Source organism: Candidatus Nanosynbacter sp. HMT-352, assembly GCF_021222645.1.
Taxonomy (GTDB): domain Bacteria; phylum Patescibacteriota; class Saccharimonadia; order Saccharimonadales; family Saccharimonadaceae; genus Nanosynbacter.
The window spans coordinates 582,118-598,936 of sequence record NZ_CP089520.1 but is presented as its reverse complement, the minus strand read 5'-3'; the positions used below and the strand labels follow the sequence as shown (position 1 = coordinate 598,936).

Here is a 16,819-nt window from a genome sequence, read left to right as displayed (position 1 = left end):
TGTATACTTTAGATATGAAACTGACGAAAAAGCAAAAAATAATGTTGGATTTTATCGATGGATTTATAAAGGGCAATGGCTATAGTCCGACGCTTCGGGAAATTATGCGCGCTTTGGGCTATAAATCCGTATCAACAGTGGCAAAACATGTTGATAATTTGGTGGCTGCGGGATTTTTAGAGAAGCAGGATGGCGAAGTTAGATCTTTGACGCTGAGTAGTGAGAAAAAAGAAGTTTGGTGGCAGAATTTAGCGAAAGAAATTAAGAAGAGAGAAGTAAAAGACGACGAAAAATCACGCTCGGAAGTGGAGATTTTAAAAAAAGCATTGGAAATTGTCCGTCAGTAACTTTACAACTATTCAAAAACTCGCTATAATACAAGACATATTCCGGCATAGCTCAGTGGTAGAGCGGTTGGCTGTTAACCAATAGGTCGCTGGTTCGAGCCCAGCTGCCGGAGCCAAATCGAATTTTAAGACTTCAACAAGTATAGTTGAGGTCTTTTTATTGTCTTTGCAGTTATATATTTCTAATAACGCGGAATAGATGAGATAATAATGACCATGAATAACACTTATTGTGATGGCATGTGGGCTAGATTTCTTTCTAGTCAATGTTTACGGGATGATTTTAAGAGCGGTCCAAAGAGTAATGATTTAAAGGATATTTTTAACTTTGCTACAATTTCGGCGGAGAGCGCTGAAGATTTTGAGCAGCGATTTCCAGTGATTGCGCATATTGATCTTTATAGACACACTGCTGTAGACGGCTACTCATATGTTCGGCTAGTAGAGAATGAATTGCCAGAGATACGAAAGTTAGCGGAAGAGAGACAAGAGGTTGACATTGTTAAGCAGATAGATGATTTGATGAGGTTTATAGAGTTGGGTGTTAATGGCGTAGATGGCGATGTAGTTTTATTAGTCTTTGATGGTATGTAAAACAATAAAAGCCAACTTCTCAATAAAAAAATTACCACCTCATCACGGGGTGGCAATTTTATGTAGTTGCAGGTTATCGTAGAATTAATAGTCCTGCAGCAACTAATGCTAGAGTGGCGATAACACCTAAGAAGACATTAAATCCTGTGTTTGCGAGTAGACCACTTACAGTATTCTGAGGCTTATTAGCTGGATTATGAGCGGCAGCTGACGGATTTCCAGGCTGAGGTTGAGGTTGAGGCTGTGGCTGTGGCTGTGGCTGAGGCTGAGGCTGTGGCTGAGGTTGAGGTTGAGGCTGTGCTGCCCTAGGGATTGCTGATGTGTCAATAGCCAGAGTACCGCTAAATGTAGCTGAAGCTGTTCCGAGTGTTACGCTTCTGGTCCAAGAGGTATTCAGGATAGGGGATGCTCCGTTTGCTGGCAGTGATATTAGCTGAATATTTCCAGGAGTTGCCGTGCTGTTAATAACGTCTGCTGAGTTGGTCACGGGAATTACGCTTCCTGTCAAACCTTTCAATGGTGAAGCAAATGATTTGTCGGTAGGTTTAATACTAGGCTGCTGATCTTCAAGATTTAGTGAAGTTAGGGAAGTCAGTCCAGCCAGTGGGCTTATATCTGTAATCTTGTTTTCTTTAAGTGACAGAGTCTTTAGAGAGGTTAGTCCAGCTAGTGGGCTTAGGTTTGAGATTGAGTTATGGTTTAATGACAAATTCTTAAGGTTTTTGGCAGCTTCTATTCCGGTTAGGCTGGTAATGTTTGAATTGTCCAGGTTAAGATCTGTCAATTTTTCCAGCTCTACGTCAGTAATTTTTTGATCTGTTGCACGAGTTGTACCAAGTTTTTCTCCTAGTTTTTCATTGAGCAACTTGCGCAGTTCCGTATCTTTTAATTCAACCTCTTTAGGTTCTCGCTTTTGATATACACGAACGTAGTCGACTGACATAGTTGCTGGGAATGTACTTGGTTCTTCTGCTACTACATTGTAAGCATTGGACCACTTGCCGCCAGGACCGTCGATATAATTTCCACCAATTGCCATGTTTAGTCGCAAGAAGAATGGTACGTCAAATGGTCCGTGTGGTGTGTTTGCGGCATTTGGTTGACCAAACCCTTCGACCGTGTGATAGCTCTTTCCGTCAATAAAATATTCCAATTTTCCTTCAGTCCATTTTACTCCATATGTATGCCAGTCGGTGGTATTTGAAAAGCCCGCAGGTAGATCTGTTTTGTGGCTATTCTTGTGCATTTTATTAGTTGTGGACTTTCCCCAGTGTGCATCTGCGGCAGCATAATCCAAATCAGAACCTTTTGTCTCTACGATGTCGATTTCGCCATTCATAGGCCATCCATCACCGTATCTTTTTTCGTTAGGACTCATCCAAAATGCTGGCCAAGTACTCTTATTATTTGGCATTTTTATACGAGCTTCAAAGTATCCGTAAGTCCAGGCTTTTTTATCCTTTGTTTCTACAAATCCAGAAGTAAAATCTTTATTTTTGCCCTTATTGCAGGTTATACCTGGCTTATGTAGACCAATTAGATTTAAGCTGCCTCCGCTAACGTTTATGTTTTCTGGGGAATCTTTATAGCACCCTTGAACCGCACTAGCATTCCATCCTCCTACGTATGGAGACCATACATTCGTGTCTAATGAATCTCCATTAAACTCATCTGACCAAACTTTCTCGTATTCACTATCTGTTGGCGGATATGGACTTCCTGCGCCTTTAGCGTTATCTATAGGCAGGGCGACTAACGACCCACCGATAATAACTGCAGCGGTCATTAATCCAGCTACCGCCTTAAGTCTTGTATTCAAAAAACGTTTTTTTATTAACATTTTTTATCTCTCCCAATATTTTGATATTTAACATCACTATAACAATAAGCGGAATAAAAGTAAAGCTTAGTGTATAGTTATTTTAACAACAGAATTATAGAGGTGTCGAATACTAAAGTTTCAGGTTGAAATAAAAAATTGCCACCCCATAATGAGATGACAATTTTTCTGTAAGCGCCTAAGCTAATTAGCGATTAATTGTTAGGCTTATTGATTTTAGAGACTTGATATTAGAGAGTGCTCTTAGATCAAAGACAGAGTTATTTTTAAGGGATAGAGACTTAAGATTATTAGCAGCCTCTAATCCTGTTAGATCATGAATTTTTTCTGCTTCTGATATGTCGTCAGCTGCATCTAAGTTAAGATCTGTCAATTTTTCCAACTCTACGTCAGTAATTTTTTGATCGTCTTTACGATTAGTATTAAGTTCTATAGCTAATTTTTTATTAAGTTGAGCACGTAAATTATTATCTGGCACGTTGACTTCCTTGGCTGTTCGCCTTTCGTATATGCGAATGTAGTCAATTGACATAGTTGCCGGGAATGACTCTGGGTGTTCAGCTAGAGCGTTGTAGGCGTTTGACCACTTGCTACCATTGCCATCAATATAGTCGCCGCCGATTGCCAAGTTGAGTCGTAGGAAGAATGGCTTGTCAAACGGACCATAAGGTGTATTTGCCGCATTTGGCTGACTAAATCTGTTGATTGTATGGAATTTCACGCCGTCAATGTAATATTCCAATTTTCCTTCAGTCCATTTTACTCCGTAAGTGTGCCACTGAGTGGTGTCTTTAAATCCAGCTGGTAATTTTTTACCTTGAGCATGCTTCTTGTATCCTGGCGAGATTCCCCAGTGTGCATCTGCTGCCGCGTAATCTAAGTTAGAACCCTTAGTCTCTACGATGTCAATTTCACCACTGCGAGGCCAACTACCGTACGCAGATTCGTTAGGACTCATCCAAAATGCTGGCCAAGTACTCTTATTATTTGGCATTTTTATACGAGCTTCAATATATCCGTAGGTCCAAAATTTTTTGCCCTTCGTTTCTACGAATCCAGAGGTGAAATTGCCGCTTTTTTCATTGCCACTACACTTTTCGCCCGGCTTGTATAGTCCAACTATATTTAGGTTGCCGTTTTTGACATTGACATTCTCTTCTCTGTCTCTATAGCAACTTTGAACATGATTTGCGCCCCATCCACCACTGCGCACTTTCCAGGATTCTCTGTCTAATGATGTGCCGTCAAACTCGTCGCGCCAAATAGGTTCTGTGTTCCAATGAGCACTATCATTTAGTGGATAATCATCACTGACGACACTTTTAGCTTGTCCAGTTGGCAAGGTAAGTAGTGATCCACTGATAACTAATCCAGCTATCATTATGCCGGTTAATATTTTAACTTTTGTATTTAAAAAGCGTTTTCTTATTAACATACACTCCCCTAAATTTAATACTAGATGCCAATTATAACAACAAGCACAATAAAAATAAAAGCAAACTTAATCAATTTACAGCAAAATTAAAGTTTTCTTATTTATTATGAAGCTACTATCAACAGAAGAAAGGATTGTTATGAACAAGATTCAAGCAAAAGAAGTTAATTTAACAACAAATGAGGCGTTAATTTTACAACAAGTATATGAAGATGGTGGCGACGATGCTACGATTCTAGCTGGGCAGGTTGGTCTATCGCGGCGAACGGCAATGAATGTTCTGGTGGATCTGCGACGTAAAGGATTAATGGCAATTGATCAGGCGTATGGTGATGCTTGGGTGAAGCTGACGGTACGAGGTAAACGTTTGGTTCAACGAATTTGGCCAGAAGCTCAAGCGATGGCTATGACGGTGTAATATTGCTGGTAAAATGAGAAGGATTTATAATAGTAAATGTGAGAATTTTATTAATTGAAGATGATATTGCAATTTCTCGACTGTTAAAAGAAGGCTTAGAGGATGAGTCTTACGCGGTTGATGTAGCACACGATGGCAGTGAAGGCTATCGAACCGCTGTCGCCGATGAATATGATGTTATTATTTTGGACATAATGTTACCAGGAATGAATGGCTATGAAGTTTGTCGAGCCCTGAGGAATGACGGTAATAAAACGCCGATTTTAATGTTGACTGCGCGTGATGCAGAACGTGATATTGTTGAAGGTTTGGATACCGGTGCTGATGATTATTTGGCTAAGCCGTTTAGCTTTGATGTACTATTGGCCCGCATAAGGGCGCTACTTCGTAGACCGAATGAGAAATTAGAGGAAATTCTTCAGGTAGGGGATTTGAAACTTGATCCAAGTCTGAAAAAAGTTACGCGAGCTTCTCAGGAGATTAACTTGACCGCTAAGGAATATGGTGTTCTGGAATATTTAATGCGAAATAAAGGTAAGGTTTTATCAAAAGAACAAATCATATCACACGTTTGGGATTTTGATGCGGATGTATTGCCGAATAATGTCGAGTTATTTATTATGTTTTTGCGACGAAAAATTGATAAGCCGTTTAAGTCGAAATTAATTCACACGGTTTCTGGTTTTGGCTATAAATTGGAGGAAAAATTGTGAAGCAGAAGCGCGTCCAGCGATTAGCATTAAGTTATTTGACCGTAATTATGACGCTGTCAGTGTTGTTCAGTGGAATTATTTATGCCGTTACCTCGACGCAACTTAACCGAGAATTGCCACCTGACGATCATATTAAGCAATCTGCGGATATTGAAGATCAATTTCATCATCGGTTAGAGCGACGCGACAATGAAACGCGTGAAATGGTGGTAATATCTTTAATTGCGTTAAATGGTGCGATGTTGGTGTTCGGCTATTGGTTGAGCCTAGTGTTGGCACGAAGAACGCTGGCGCCAATTGAACGGTCAATTGAACAGCAAGCCCAATTTGTATCTAATGCTAGCCACGAGCTAAGAACTCCGTTGGCAGCGTTGCTTTTGAGCAATGAAATAGCGATGCGTAAGCGTGTGCTGACCGACGAAAAAGCTCGTCAGGTTTTGGGCCAAAACGTTGAGGAAATTAAAAAACTGACTAACCTTAGCAATTCGTTGCTGGATTTGGCGAAGTCGGAAAATGCTTTGGGCAGTCCAGAGTCAATTGATATTTCTGAAATTATTAAAGAAATCATAGGGCAATATTCTCAGGTTGCAAAAGCAAAGCAAGTTAAGATTTTTCGTAATATTCCAGATGGTCAAAAAGTAACTTTGCAAGTAAATGCGGTTCGTCAGATTTTATCAATTTTGGTGGACAATGCTATTAAATACGCGCCGCAAAAGGTCGGTGAGGTGAAGATTTGGGTCAGACTGAATAAAAATTCTGTGGAATTTATAGTTAAAGATAACGGACCGGGCATTTCGTCAAATGATCAAAAGCATATTTTCGAGAGATTTTATCGTGCAGATGCAGCACGGACTCGGACCGACGCGTCGGGTTATGGTTTGGGGCTGGCAATTGCTAAAACCTTGGCGGATTGCTGCGGTTACACTATTCGCATCAAAAGCAAGCCGTCAGCTGGCGCAGAATTTATACTAGTCATTCCAAAGTAATAACAGATAGAATATGCTATAATTTACGCATGGAAACATTGCCAGATCACGATAAATTATTAACCGACAGAGCCTTACAGTGTGCGGCGACGGAGCTAAACGTTGATTTATCTGAATTACGGATCACGCCAGTAAGTGGCGGCTTTTCGCTTAATCGTCGAGCGTTAGTGTCGTCTGGTGATCGAACGATTTTCGTTAAAGAAGTTGATGCTAATTTATTGTCGGATAAGGGTGAGCGGGAACTAGGCTGGCTAAAAAAAGATTATGCAGTAACGCGTTTGTTGCAGAAAACTTATCCGCAATATGTTGCTGATTGGACTGAATTGGCCGATGATGGTCACGTGCTGATGACGAGCAGTTACGCTTCGTCAGACGGGTGGTTATGGCAACCTCCGACGGATAACTCTGTCGCGGAACGTTATATTTCGACGGTGATAACCGCGGTTCGCGAGTTGGAAAAAATAAAATTGCCGCAGGAGCTAATTGAAGAATTGCAACTACAACCATTTGTGGCGAGAGAGCTTGGCTTAGATGATGGGATTGATCAGATTATTGCTGATGCTGATATTCGTCGTCGGTTGATTGATAATTATCAAAAACTATTGCCAAATCAGTTGGAGATTAATAAGCGGCGTTGTCAGGCTATAATTGAGCTGTTAGAAAAGCGCGATGAGTTGATTGATATTTCGGTGCGCGCTAAAGAATTTGCCAAGCAGACGGAAGATTGCTTTAATCATTCGGATGTTCGTAGTGATAATTTGGCATTTAATCCGCAAACTGGCGAGTTGAAGTTGGTTGATTGGAACTGGGCTTCCTATACACCCCAGGGATCTGGTGCGACAGAATTTCTGGTTGATATGGCGCGCCATGGTCATGACGTAACGCCGTGGCTGGGTGAGTTGAACGCGGAAATGCTGGCGTCATTTGTCGGATTTTTCCTTACACGTAGCCTCAAACCACCGCTCAAGCCGGGTGATAATCTTCGTCAAATGCAGGCGTTATCAGCGGCTGTTGCTTACGATTTGCTGCAATCTATGTAAAGAAATCATAAATGTAAATAATACAATGTACTTTCATTGACAGACGCTATATATCGCGTGTATATTCAATATTAAGCACTACATATGGTGTTTTAGAAAATAAATAACGTTTTTTTGCAACACGCACCCACTGGAGAGGTTGGGCTAGTTTGCTATTTTTATAAACAAGGAGGGGGAATGTATAAATCAATTAAAAAACGCGATGGTCGAACTGCTAAATTTGATCGGAAAAAAATTGAAAAAGCAATTGAAAAAGCAGGACTGGAAACTGGTGAGTTTGACGTCGCTCAAGCAATTGAATTGACCGACAAGGTTTTGGGCGTTTTGGAAACTCGTAACCAAAAGCGTCTACCAAGTGTTGAAGATATTCAGGACATTGTTGAGGATGCGTTGATTGACTCTAAGTTTAAGAAGACTGCAAAGGCGTACATTATTTACCGTGATCAGCATAAAAAATTGCGCGAAATTACCTCTAATGCACACGTTGATTTGATTGATAAATATCTGGAAAATTTGGACTGGAAAGTTAATGAGAACTCTAATATGGGCTACAGTCTTCAGGGTTTAAATAATTATGTTTCAGCGGAAATTACGAAGACTTACTGGCTGGATAAAATTTATACATCGAAGATTGGGCAAGCTCATAAAGAAGGCGACTTGCACATTCACGACCTTAACTTGCTAAGCGTTTATTGTGTCGGCTGGGATTTGACTGACTTATTACAAGAAGGATTTACTGGTGTTGCTGGTAAGGTTGCCTCTAAGCCAGCTAAGCATTTCCGATCAGCACTTGGTCAAGTTGTAAACTTCTTTTACACATTACAGGGCGAAGCGGCTGGTGCTCAAGCTTTTTCTGATTTTGATACACTATTAGCACCGTTTATCCGCGCCGACAAATTGAGCTATGAAGAAGTAAAACAGGCTATTCAAGAATTCGTCTTTAATGTTAATGTGCCGACTCGTGTTGGCTTTCAGACACCGTTTACTAACATTACACTTGACCTTGAATGTCCAAAGCATATGGCAGATAATCCAGTGATTATTGGTGGCGAAATGCAGGACACGACATATGGCGAATATCAAGAAGAAATGAATATGCTAAACAAGGCTCTGCTGGAGGTTCTTTCTGAGGGCGACGCTAACGGTCGAGTCTTTACCTTCCCAATTCCAACGGTCAATATCACCAAGGATTTCAACTGGGATAATCCAGTGATTGAAAGTTTGTGGGAGGCTAGCGCTAAATACGGCATTCCGTACTTCTCAAACTTCATTAATTCTGACATGGATCCAGAAGATGCGCGCTCGATGTGCTGTCGATTGCGTATTGATAATCGTCAATTGGAATATCGTGGCGGCGGATTATTTGGCTCAAATCCAATGACTGGTTCGGTTGGTGTGGTGACAATAAACTTGCCACGACTGGCGCTAAAATCCAATAACGAGAAAGAGTTCTTTAAGGGCTTGGCTGAACTTATGGATATGGCAAAGGACAGCCTGGAAACCAAGCGCAAAGTTTTGGAGCGATTGACCGACGCTAATTTGTATCCGTACACCAAGTTTTATTTGCGAAACATTAAACAGCGTTTCAATCAATATTGGAAGAACCATTTTTCAACCATTGGTTTGATCGGCACGAACGAGGCGGCGCTTAATTTGCTGGGCGTGGATATTGGCACGGAAAAGGGCAAGGCTTTTGCTGAGAAAACTCTTGATTTTATGCGTGATCGTTTGGTGGAGTATCAAAAGGAAACTGGCAATAATTACAATCTTGAGGCAACGCCAGCTGAAGGCACAACTTATCGATTGGCACAGCTTGATAAAGCCAGCTTCCCGGATCGAGCGCATTTTGCTAATGGAATTGGTGCGGAAGTTAAATGTCCGTTCTATACCAACTCAAGTCACTTGCCAGTTAATTACACGGACGATTTGTTTGAATTGATGGATCTTCAGGACAATTTGCAAACCAAGTACACGGGCGGCACGGTGATTCACTTCTTCTTAGGTGAGCGTATGGACGATCCGCAAACTTTGAAAAAATTGGTGAAAACGATTTGTGAAAATTACAAATTGCCATACTTTACGTTCAGTCCAAGCTTCTCAATTTGTAAGAATCACGGCTATATTGTTGGTGAGCATCCAGAATGTCCAAAGTGTGGAGAAACAACTGAAGTTTACTCACGTGTGGTTGGTTTCTTGCGTCCAGTTTCTCAATGGAATAAGGGTAAGCAAGCGGAATTTGAAATGAGGGAACGTTATGACAATGCCGCCGAACACCAGCGACTTAGTGCCGTCGCGGCAGCTTAAGGTATCAATTGGTGGAATTCAGAAGCTGTCGCTCGTGGACTATCCAGGGCATGTGGCGGCAGCTCTGTTTCTCTCTGGCTGTAATATGCGGTGCGGTTATTGTCATAATCCTGAATTGGTATTACCTGAACGATTGGCGCCGAGCCTTCCAGTTGATGAAGTGATGATATTTCTAAAATCACGAGTTGGTCGACTGGATGGCGTAGTGATTTCTGGCGGTGAGCCAACGATGAGTGAAGATTTACCCGAGCTTTGTCGGATGATAAAAAAGCTTGGTTTTGATATTAAATTAGATACCAACGGCACACATCCAGACATAGTTCGCGGAATGGTCGAAGAAGGACTGATTGACTTTATTGCGATGGACGTGAAAGGTCCGCTGGAAAAATATGTTGAAATTGCGGCACGACCGATTGATTTGGAAGCGATCAAGGAGAATGTTCGGTTCATGATTGATTCGGGAATTGATCACGAATTCCGTACGACGATTGTCCGCGAGCAATTGGAAGTCGGCGATTTTGAGAAGATTGGCGAGCTAGTTAAGGGTGCGAAGAGATTTGCTTTGCAGCATTTTCGCACTGGCACGACAATTAGTCCAAAGTTTGCGAATTACCACACTTTTACTGACGAAGAATTTAGAGAAGCTCAGAAAATAATGGAAAGGTACGTTGGAGAATGCGTGATTCATTAGAGGTTGAAATTGTGCGCGTCCGTCAGGAAAATCCTGAGGTGAAGACGTTATATTTTGCGCGACCGTTCGACTTTACCACCGGACAATATATTACGGTTTTTATTGATGGTAGCAGCGTGCGTGAAGGGAAGGCTTATAGCATTTCTTCTACTCCTGACGATGAGCTAATATCAATTACTGTGAAGAATGTTGGTGGTGAATTTTCTAGCTATTTATGTTCACGGAATGTTGGCGATAAATTACAAATTAGCCACGCTTATGGCGATTTTAATCCGCAAACAGAAAGTCCTTTGGTTGGAATTGCTGCGGGCTGCGGACTTAGTCCAATTTGGAGTGTTATGGCAAGTTCTAGTCAGCCGACGTTTTTATATTTTAGTCAAAAATCGCCAGAATATATGGTTTTTGAAAATGAGCTAGCGGTGTCAAATATTAAAGTGAAGAAGTTCAGTACTCGCCAGCAAGTTGAAGAAAAAGATGGTTGGTTTAACGGTCGATTTGATATAGAAAAAATTGTTCACGAAATACCAGAAGATGCGCATTTTTTGGTCTGTGGAAGTTTGCCGTTTGTTAGAGATGTTTGGCAAAAATTATTCGCCGCCGGTGTGAGCGAATTGAAAATTTCAACGGAGACTTTTTTTGAGCAATGAACGAAGGTTTGGCAAATGGAGCGGGCGATTTTAATGTTTTCTCGGCGTTGGGTGATGTTAATTTTCAGGATTTATCTTCAGAAATTGATGATGATGCGACTGAATTAAATTTGGTAGAAGCGGTTGCCAGCGGTGAGAAAATTGATACGTCATTTGCCGAAGAAAATGAAGTGGAAGCAACAGAAGAATGTTTGGACGCTGAAAGACGATTGGAAATTTGTCAAAACATAGTGAGCGCGGCGTGCGCCAGTTGCGCTGCGGCGGGAAACTGTCCAATACTAAGGATGCGAAATTTTGCTGAAGATAATTTACAGAAGACAACAGAAGAACGTAAGAGCTATTTATCTGACTTAATGAATGATGATTGTGATTTTGTTGTTGCTGGATATGTCAGTGTCGATAATAAAGAGAAGCCATCTGAGTCGATTGAAAAAGATAGTCCATCAGAAAATGAAAAAACTGAATCCGTATCAGAAAAACCTGCGGTTAAGTTGGAAGTGAGCGACAATGACGCGTCGATACGCATGTCGGCAGAAAGTAATGAAGTGAACAAATCGACGGATGATGAATGTTTGAGTAGTGAGAGTGCGTCGTCGGAAAATATTCCAAGCGCGGAAATAATCAAAGAAAATATCCCGCCGAAAATTAATGAAGAGTCGGACGAGACCGAGGTGGCTAATCAAATTAACTTGATGGACTCGGAATCTGTCGATGAAAAAATAGATATGTCTTCTGAGAATCAAGCTCCGGCTGTTGATAAAGAAGATGAATTGCCGAGAGAATTACCTATAAAGAAAGATAGCTATATAGGAGATGAAAACGATATAAACTCTGCACCGATTTTTGAAGATTCTACTCTGAAGAAAGGTTTGGCTGAGAAAGTTATTTCTAATGAGTCAAATTTTTCGCCTGTGCGTGATTTTGTTCAAGTCAATAATGAAATTGATGTGGTGGATAATAATTCGCCAGCTGAGATCAAGTTGAGTGGTGAGGCTGTATGTAAAAGAACTGAATCTGTTGAGTTGATAGAAAATAAGAAGGATTTGCCAATTTTATCTCAACGTGATTTTGAAGAGCGTGAAGTATGTTTCGAAGATTCAGAGAATATTGCCATGGACGAAGATTTTGACAATTGTATTGTCGTAAATGAAACAGATAATATAGCAGATGATTTGGGTGATTGCGTAGAATTGACTGAAGAATGTAGCGAATTGGTCACTACATATAATTCATCTGATGAAAAAGCTAGTTATAATTGTGATGAAGATGACACCAATAATACAAATATATCCGGCGTTTATTCAGGGATTTGGGCTGACGATAGCCCATTGAATCCGGAAGATGATAAGACTTCGAACGTCAGCTATAATTCTAGCGTACTTTCTGGGCTGATAGCATTAGTTGGTTCGTTGGCGGTTAGAATTGTCTTCAAGAAACAAGAAGGATTGTGCAAGTAGATATATAATAAGCGTATGAATGATAAAGAAAATACTATTAATGTCGCTCGTGCCATTATTCGCATTGGCGACGCCGCTGAAAAAGCCAAAGATTATGGTTTGTTGAAGTCGCTAGAGGAAATGGTTGATCAGTTGACTCGACATAACGTTAAAGACGCTGAGGTTGATATGCAGTTGTTGTTGGAGTATGTTAAGTCGTTGAACGATTGTGAATATTGCCGAGAATCTAACGGCGAGATGAGCACTGCCGATTTGGTAGATGAAATAAATCGACAATTAGCGCGTCTTAGTCAGGAGCAAGTGGATAATTCTAGTAAATTGGCTTTGGAATTTGAGCCGACAGTTCATTTAGTGACTGCGAATTATGCCAAGGATGAGAATGGGACGACTTCTGGCGTATCAATAGCTTTGGTTTTTAATAGAGATGGCTCAGTAAGTGCACCGCGTGATCATTTCTTGAATGCGGAATTGCTTAATTATTTTAATGATAAACATCAGGTCAATTATAAATTTATTGAAGATGATTTACCGCTGAAACTTCAGGATTATCAATTAGTTGCGGGAACGGCGGAAGTGCGAGAAATTTTGCCACGGGAATTGGAAGTAATAGATTTTTAAGGTTTTATGAAAATCTCCGTACACATTAAACCAAACTCTCGCCATCGTGAGGAAGTTGTGAAAAATGACAATGACACATTGACGGTTTATGTCAAAGCTCCAGCAATTGAAGGTCGAGCCAACGCGGCGGCTATTAAATTATTGGCAAAACATTTTAAGGTTGCGTTGTCTAAAGTTAAATTAGTGCGCGGTGCAACTTCAAAGTATAAGATATTTGAGATTGATTAAGTTTACGGATAAACGGAGCCCGGTGTCATATTGCCGATTAAATTTTGTACCGTTACGAATGAATAGCCTTGTTGTTTGAGTGAGTCAAGAATGCAAGGAACGGCATTTACGGATGTCTGATGAATATCGTGCATTAAAATCACAGCTCCGTTGTGAGCGCCAGCGACAGCCCTTGAACAGACTATCTCACTATTACGATCAGCCCAGTCGCGTGTATCGACAGACCATAGAATAGACGACATTCCACGTTGACGGAACTGCTCCAAAACTGTCCGATTAAACGCGCCATATGGCGGACGTATGATATTTGGCTTGATGCCGACTGCTTGTTTTATGGCATTATTTGTTTGGTCAATTTCGCTAGATAGTTGCTCTGTTGAAATCTTATTTAACTCTGGATGCGACCAAGAGTGGTTGCCTAATTGATGCCCGCGCGACTGCATACGACGTAACGTGTTGGCGCGTGCTGAAACTTTGCTTCCAATTAGGAAAAATGTCGCCTTGGCGTCGTACTTATCTAATATGTCCAATAATTTTTCAGTGTATGGTCCAGGTCCGTCGTCAAAAGTTAGAGCAATTGTTTTATTTGCGACGATAGGTGTTGGAGCTGCAGGTGCTGGTTTTGGTTTTTCTGCAGGTTTGGGGATGTTAGCGAATTTTCTCGCCGTTGGGTTTTGTAGATATTTAGAGACGGAGGAAATTGGCACGGTAATTGTCAATTCGCCGTAAGATGATGGTAGTAGCGACGCCTGACCAAGCGGCCAAGCCAGTGCATTGCCGTCGTTGGTGATGATAAAGTTAGACAAAGCTTCTTTATTTATGATTTCGTTCAGGTCAATTTCTGGCTGTTGGCGCTGTTTGATGGTCTGAGAAATGCTATTTTTGGCAGCGGATATGATTGCTTCGGCGGCTTCATCAGATTGTTCAGTAAAATCAGTCAAGCTGACGACTTCGCCAGATTTTTTGTCGAAAGTCCAAAATTGCGTCACTGATGCTGGATGTGCGCCGTTCATATCCTGCTTAATATTGACGACAATCGACAGTGCTTCTGAAGTGTTGTATGTGACTTGATAGCTAATCGTTTCGGTCATTGGCTTGTCAAATACTGTCGCCAGTAAAACCGTATTTTGAAAATCGCGATCAATTTTATCAATCGACTCGCTAATTAAGCGATTAATCTTTTCGTTTTCCGTGATCGGATATTCAATTGAAACTTTTTCCCGTTTGTTATCTCTGGTGACGAACTTTGAGCGAATGCCAGAATATTTCGAATCAGCAAAATAATACTTTTCGTCAGATGGCGCAGTCGTTTGTCGCGAGTGTGATTGATTGAGGAAATATATCCCAAATAGCCCTGCCAAAAATAGCAATATCAAAAACGGTATGATAATAAATAGCTTTTTCGATTTTGGTTTTGCTTTTTTTCTCTGAATGCGCATACTATAAGTATAGCACTAGTACTTTGGTTTTGTTATTATTGATAATAAGTAGAGACTAGCTTGATCAAAATTACAACAGAGAGGAATTTACGAAGTGGAACTTGAGCCAATTATAAAAGTCGATAAACTCGTTAAAACTTATGATGGAGATAACGTGGTCGACGGCGTGTCGTTTGAAGTTAAAAAGGGCGAGATATTTGGGATTCTTGGTCCTAACGGCGCGGGCAAAACAACAACGTTGGAAATGCTGGAAGCGCTCAGACCAATTGATGGCGGCGTGGCTACAATTGACGGCATAGATGTCGCTAAGAAACCTAAGGATATTAAGAATATAATTGGTATTCAGCTTCAGTCGACGGCTTTTTATGATAAACTGACTTTGCGTGAACAATTGAAAATGTTTGGTAGTTTATATGGTCGAACAGTTGATACTGAGGCGCTGCTTGCTAAGGTTCAGTTGACAGAAAAGGCTAAGAATTACGTCGAGCAGCTTTCTGGTGGTCAAAAACAGCGTTTTGCGATTGCTTCGACATTGGTTAATAATCCAAAAGTGTTGTTTCTGGACGAGCCGACCACGGGGCTTGATCCGCAGGCGCGTAGAAATTTATGGGACTTGATTAAGGAAATTCGCGACGAGGGAATTACGATTCTCTTGACGACGCATTATATGGACGAGGCGGAATTATTGTGTGATCGTCTGGCAATTATGGATAGCGGTAAGATTATCACAATTGATACGCCGCATAATCTCATCCAGCAATTATTGGCGCGCGGTTTTAAGAAGGAACAAGTTGTCGAGCAGGCCAACTTGGAAGACGTGTTTATTGATTTAACAGGAAAGGCAATTCGGGATTAACATGAAAAAATATTGGATTGGAATATTCGGGCAAGTTCGCGCTCAGCAAAAGCGTTTCGTTCGAGATAAAATGGCGTTATTTTTTACCTTTCTTTTTCCACTGATTTTTCTATTAGTGTTCGGGTCAGTTTTTAGCAATAATTCTACCAGTTTTGATATTGCAATCATCAATAATTCACAGACGGAATTTGCTAAAAGTTTCGTTAAAAACGCCAAAGAAAATTCGAAGGATTCGATTCTCAAAATTAAGGACGTTAAAGATATGAATGACGCGCGCGAAAAAATGAAGCGGTCGGAGCTTAATGGTATTATTGAGCTTCCAAGTGATTTTGGTGCGATAAAAAATAATGGCAATCATCCTATTCCAACAGGCACTGTGAATGTTATTTACTCTAAGGGTTCTGAACAAACAGGCGGCGCGTTGGTAGCAGTGATGAATCAAATTACCAATAACATCAATAATCAGATGGGCCAACCTGAAGCTCCGCTTAAAGCTGTTGGTAAAGCGATTGGTGATGAGCAATTAAAATCGTTTGATTACATATTTACGGGGCTATTAACTTTCAGCTTGATAAGTATGGGTATTTTTGGCCTAGCTAATCAAATGCCGGCTGAAAAGAAGCGTGGCTCGTACCGACGCTTACGTGCAGCGCCGTTTACTTCTGGTCAGTTGATTATCTCTACAGCAATTCACTATACGATTATTTCCTTGCTTAGCTTGATCATGATGGTTGTTGCTGGCACTTTGATATTTCACTTTAATATGCGAGGCGATTGGGCACTGTTTGTGGCTATATCTGTATTATCAGCATTCATGATGGTGGGAATAGGGCTATTGATTGCTGGCTGGTCGAAAAACGAAGATCAGTCTTCCGCATTAAGCAATTTGATTTCTTTTCCAATGATGTTTCTGTCTGGCACATTTATCCCACTTTATCTATTTCCAGAATGGTTGCGAAGCGTTGCTCAATTTGTTCCCATAACTCCAATCACGGATGGTTTTCGGCTAATTATGACTGAGCACGCAAGTTTTATGGAAGTCTTACCACAATTTGGAATTATCGCGGCTTGGACTTTTGCTGTCTATTTCTTAGCCATTAAGCTATTTAGGTGGGAATAACTATCCAAGGATAGTGAAATAAATAGAAAAACGTCATGCTCACTATAGGCGGATACTTGATATTTTTGACAATGGGAGTTGTTTAA

17 protein-coding genes and 1 tRNA gene are annotated in these 16,819 nt (G+C 40.9%); 15 read left to right on the top strand and 3 right to left on the bottom strand.

Translation table 11 applies throughout. The features are described 5' to 3' along the window. Positions 1–14: 14 nt before the first annotated feature. The 3 genes from LR957_RS03230 (at position 15) to LR957_RS03220 (ending at position 941) form a co-directional block, all read left to right on the top strand. Complete coding sequence (locus tag LR957_RS03230) at positions 15–347, top strand: LexA family protein (RefSeq protein ID WP_232272902.1); 333 nt, start codon at positions 15–17, stop codon at positions 345–347. A 41-nt stretch (positions 348–388) separates the two neighbouring features. Continuing rightward, positions 389–463, top strand: a tRNA-Asn gene (locus LR957_RS03225). 100 nt (positions 464–563) lie between these two features. Further along, positions 564–941, top strand: coding sequence for a hypothetical protein (locus LR957_RS03220; RefSeq protein ID WP_232272901.1), 378 nt, complete (start codon positions 564–566; stop codon positions 939–941). A 73-nt stretch (positions 942–1,014) separates the two neighbouring features. On the opposite strand, the gene LR957_RS03215 is transcribed toward LR957_RS03220, so the two are convergent. Together LR957_RS03215 and LR957_RS03210 are read right to left on the bottom strand one after the other, a co-directional pair. Beyond that, a complete protein-coding gene (locus LR957_RS03215) occupies positions 1,015–2,781 on the bottom strand; it encodes a family 16 glycosylhydrolase (protein WP_232272900.1) in 1,767 nt (588 codons plus the stop codon). Positions 2,782–2,968: 187 nt separating this feature from the next. Continuing rightward, the gene (locus LR957_RS03210) at positions 2,969–4,216 is read right to left on the bottom strand and encodes a glycoside hydrolase family 16 protein (RefSeq protein WP_232272899.1); all 1,248 of its coding nucleotides are present in this window, start codon (positions 4,214–4,216) and stop codon (positions 2,969–2,971) included. A gap of 139 nt (positions 4,217–4,355) precedes the next feature. Between LR957_RS03210 and LR957_RS03205 the strand changes: the two genes are divergently transcribed. From LR957_RS03205 to LR957_RS03160, 10 genes are all read left to right on the top strand, one after another. Then, the gene (locus LR957_RS03205) at positions 4,356–4,634 is read left to right on the top strand and encodes a MarR family winged helix-turn-helix transcriptional regulator (protein ID WP_232272898.1); all 279 of its coding nucleotides are present in this window, start codon (positions 4,356–4,358) and stop codon (positions 4,632–4,634) included. Between the two features lie 38 nt (positions 4,635–4,672). Continuing rightward, positions 4,673–5,347: a response regulator transcription factor gene (locus LR957_RS03200; protein ID WP_232272897.1), complete on the top strand. Its 675-nt coding sequence runs from the start codon at positions 4,673–4,675 to the stop codon at positions 5,345–5,347. Continuing rightward, positions 5,344–6,333 carry a sensor histidine kinase gene (locus tag LR957_RS03195; RefSeq protein WP_232272896.1) on the top strand — a complete coding sequence of 330 codons (990 nt, stop codon included), beginning with the start codon at positions 5,344–5,346 and terminating at the stop codon, positions 6,331–6,333. Before LR957_RS03200 ends, LR957_RS03195 begins: the two co-directional genes overlap by 4 nt. A 29-nt stretch (positions 6,334–6,362) precedes the next feature. Continuing rightward, a complete protein-coding gene (locus LR957_RS03190) occupies positions 6,363–7,373 on the top strand; it encodes a hypothetical protein (protein WP_232272895.1) in 1,011 nt (336 codons plus the stop codon). 177 nt (positions 7,374–7,550) lie between these two features. Continuing rightward, positions 7,551–9,677 carry a ribonucleoside triphosphate reductase gene (locus LR957_RS03185; RefSeq protein WP_232272894.1) on the top strand — a complete coding sequence of 709 codons (2,127 nt, stop codon included), beginning with the start codon at positions 7,551–7,553 and terminating at the stop codon, positions 9,675–9,677. Continuing rightward, the gene (locus LR957_RS03180; protein ID WP_232272893.1) at positions 9,628–10,368 is read left to right on the top strand and encodes an anaerobic ribonucleoside-triphosphate reductase activating protein; all 741 of its coding nucleotides are present in this window, start codon (positions 9,628–9,630) and stop codon (positions 10,366–10,368) included. Before LR957_RS03185 ends, LR957_RS03180 begins: the two co-directional genes overlap by 50 nt. After that, complete coding sequence (locus LR957_RS03175) at positions 10,353–11,015, top strand: ferredoxin--NADP reductase (RefSeq protein WP_232272892.1); 663 nt, start codon at positions 10,353–10,355, stop codon at positions 11,013–11,015. Before LR957_RS03180 ends, LR957_RS03175 begins: the two co-directional genes overlap by 16 nt. Continuing rightward, entirely contained in the window at positions 11,012–12,472 is a 1,461-nt protein-coding gene (locus tag LR957_RS03170) for a hypothetical protein (RefSeq protein ID WP_232272891.1), read from the top strand. Before LR957_RS03175 ends, LR957_RS03170 begins: the two co-directional genes overlap by 4 nt. 15 nt (positions 12,473–12,487) lie before the next feature. Further along, a complete protein-coding gene (locus LR957_RS03165; protein WP_232272890.1) occupies positions 12,488–13,090 on the top strand; it encodes a hypothetical protein in 603 nt (200 codons plus the stop codon). Between the two features lie 6 nt (positions 13,091–13,096). Next, positions 13,097–13,318: a DUF167 domain-containing protein gene (locus tag LR957_RS03160; protein ID WP_232272889.1), complete on the top strand. Its 222-nt coding sequence runs from the start codon at positions 13,097–13,099 to the stop codon at positions 13,316–13,318. 2 nt (positions 13,319–13,320) lie between these two features. Here LR957_RS03160 and LR957_RS03155 read toward each other — a convergent pair whose 3' ends face one another. Beyond that, positions 13,321–14,757 carry a polysaccharide deacetylase family protein gene (locus LR957_RS03155; protein ID WP_232272888.1) on the bottom strand — a complete coding sequence of 479 codons (1,437 nt, stop codon included), beginning with the start codon at positions 14,755–14,757 and terminating at the stop codon, positions 13,321–13,323. A gap of 94 nt (positions 14,758–14,851) precedes the next feature. On the opposite strand from LR957_RS03155, the gene LR957_RS03150 reads away from it, so the two are divergent. Together LR957_RS03150 and LR957_RS03145 are read left to right on the top strand one after the other, a co-directional pair. Continuing rightward, positions 14,852–15,613: an ABC transporter ATP-binding protein gene (locus LR957_RS03150; protein WP_232272887.1), complete on the top strand. Its 762-nt coding sequence runs from the start codon at positions 14,852–14,854 to the stop codon at positions 15,611–15,613. Position 15,614: 1 nt separating this feature from the next. Next, complete coding sequence (locus LR957_RS03145) at positions 15,615–16,733, top strand: ABC transporter permease (RefSeq protein ID WP_232272886.1); 1,119 nt, start codon at positions 15,615–15,617, stop codon at positions 16,731–16,733. The last annotated feature ends 86 nt before the right edge of the window (positions 16,734–16,819 follow it).

Coding starts and splice junctions, on each gene's coding strand:
- LR957_RS03210 (WP_232272899.1), bottom strand. CDS start 4,216: ATGTTAATAAGAAAACGCTTTTTAAATACAAAAGTTAAAATATTAACC.
- LR957_RS03190 (WP_232272895.1), top strand. CDS start 6,363: ATGGAAACATTGCCAGATCACGATAAATTATTAACCGACAGAGCCTTA.
- LR957_RS03175 (WP_232272892.1), top strand. CDS start 10,353: ATGCGTGATTCATTAGAGGTTGAAATTGTGCGCGTCCGTCAGGAAAAT.
- LR957_RS03215 (WP_232272900.1), bottom strand. CDS start 2,781: ATGTTAATAAAAAAACGTTTTTTGAATACAAGACTTAAGGCGGTAGCT.
- LR957_RS03160 (WP_232272889.1), top strand. CDS start 13,097: ATGAAAATCTCCGTACACATTAAACCAAACTCTCGCCATCGTGAGGAA.
- LR957_RS03155 (WP_232272888.1), bottom strand. CDS start 14,757: ATGCGCATTCAGAGAAAAAAAGCAAAACCAAAATCGAAAAAGCTATTT.
- LR957_RS03180 (WP_232272893.1), top strand. CDS start 9,628: ATGACAATGCCGCCGAACACCAGCGACTTAGTGCCGTCGCGGCAGCTT.
- LR957_RS03170 (WP_232272891.1), top strand. CDS start 11,012: ATGAACGAAGGTTTGGCAAATGGAGCGGGCGATTTTAATGTTTTCTCG.
- LR957_RS03165 (WP_232272890.1), top strand. CDS start 12,488: ATGAATGATAAAGAAAATACTATTAATGTCGCTCGTGCCATTATTCGC.
- LR957_RS03205 (WP_232272898.1), top strand. CDS start 4,356: ATGAACAAGATTCAAGCAAAAGAAGTTAATTTAACAACAAATGAGGCG.
- LR957_RS03230 (WP_232272902.1), top strand. CDS start 15: ATGAAACTGACGAAAAAGCAAAAAATAATGTTGGATTTTATCGATGGA.
- LR957_RS03145 (WP_232272886.1), top strand. CDS start 15,615: ATGAAAAAATATTGGATTGGAATATTCGGGCAAGTTCGCGCTCAGCAA.
- LR957_RS03185 (WP_232272894.1), top strand. CDS start 7,551: ATGTATAAATCAATTAAAAAACGCGATGGTCGAACTGCTAAATTTGAT.
- LR957_RS03220 (WP_232272901.1), top strand. CDS start 564: ATGAATAACACTTATTGTGATGGCATGTGGGCTAGATTTCTTTCTAGT.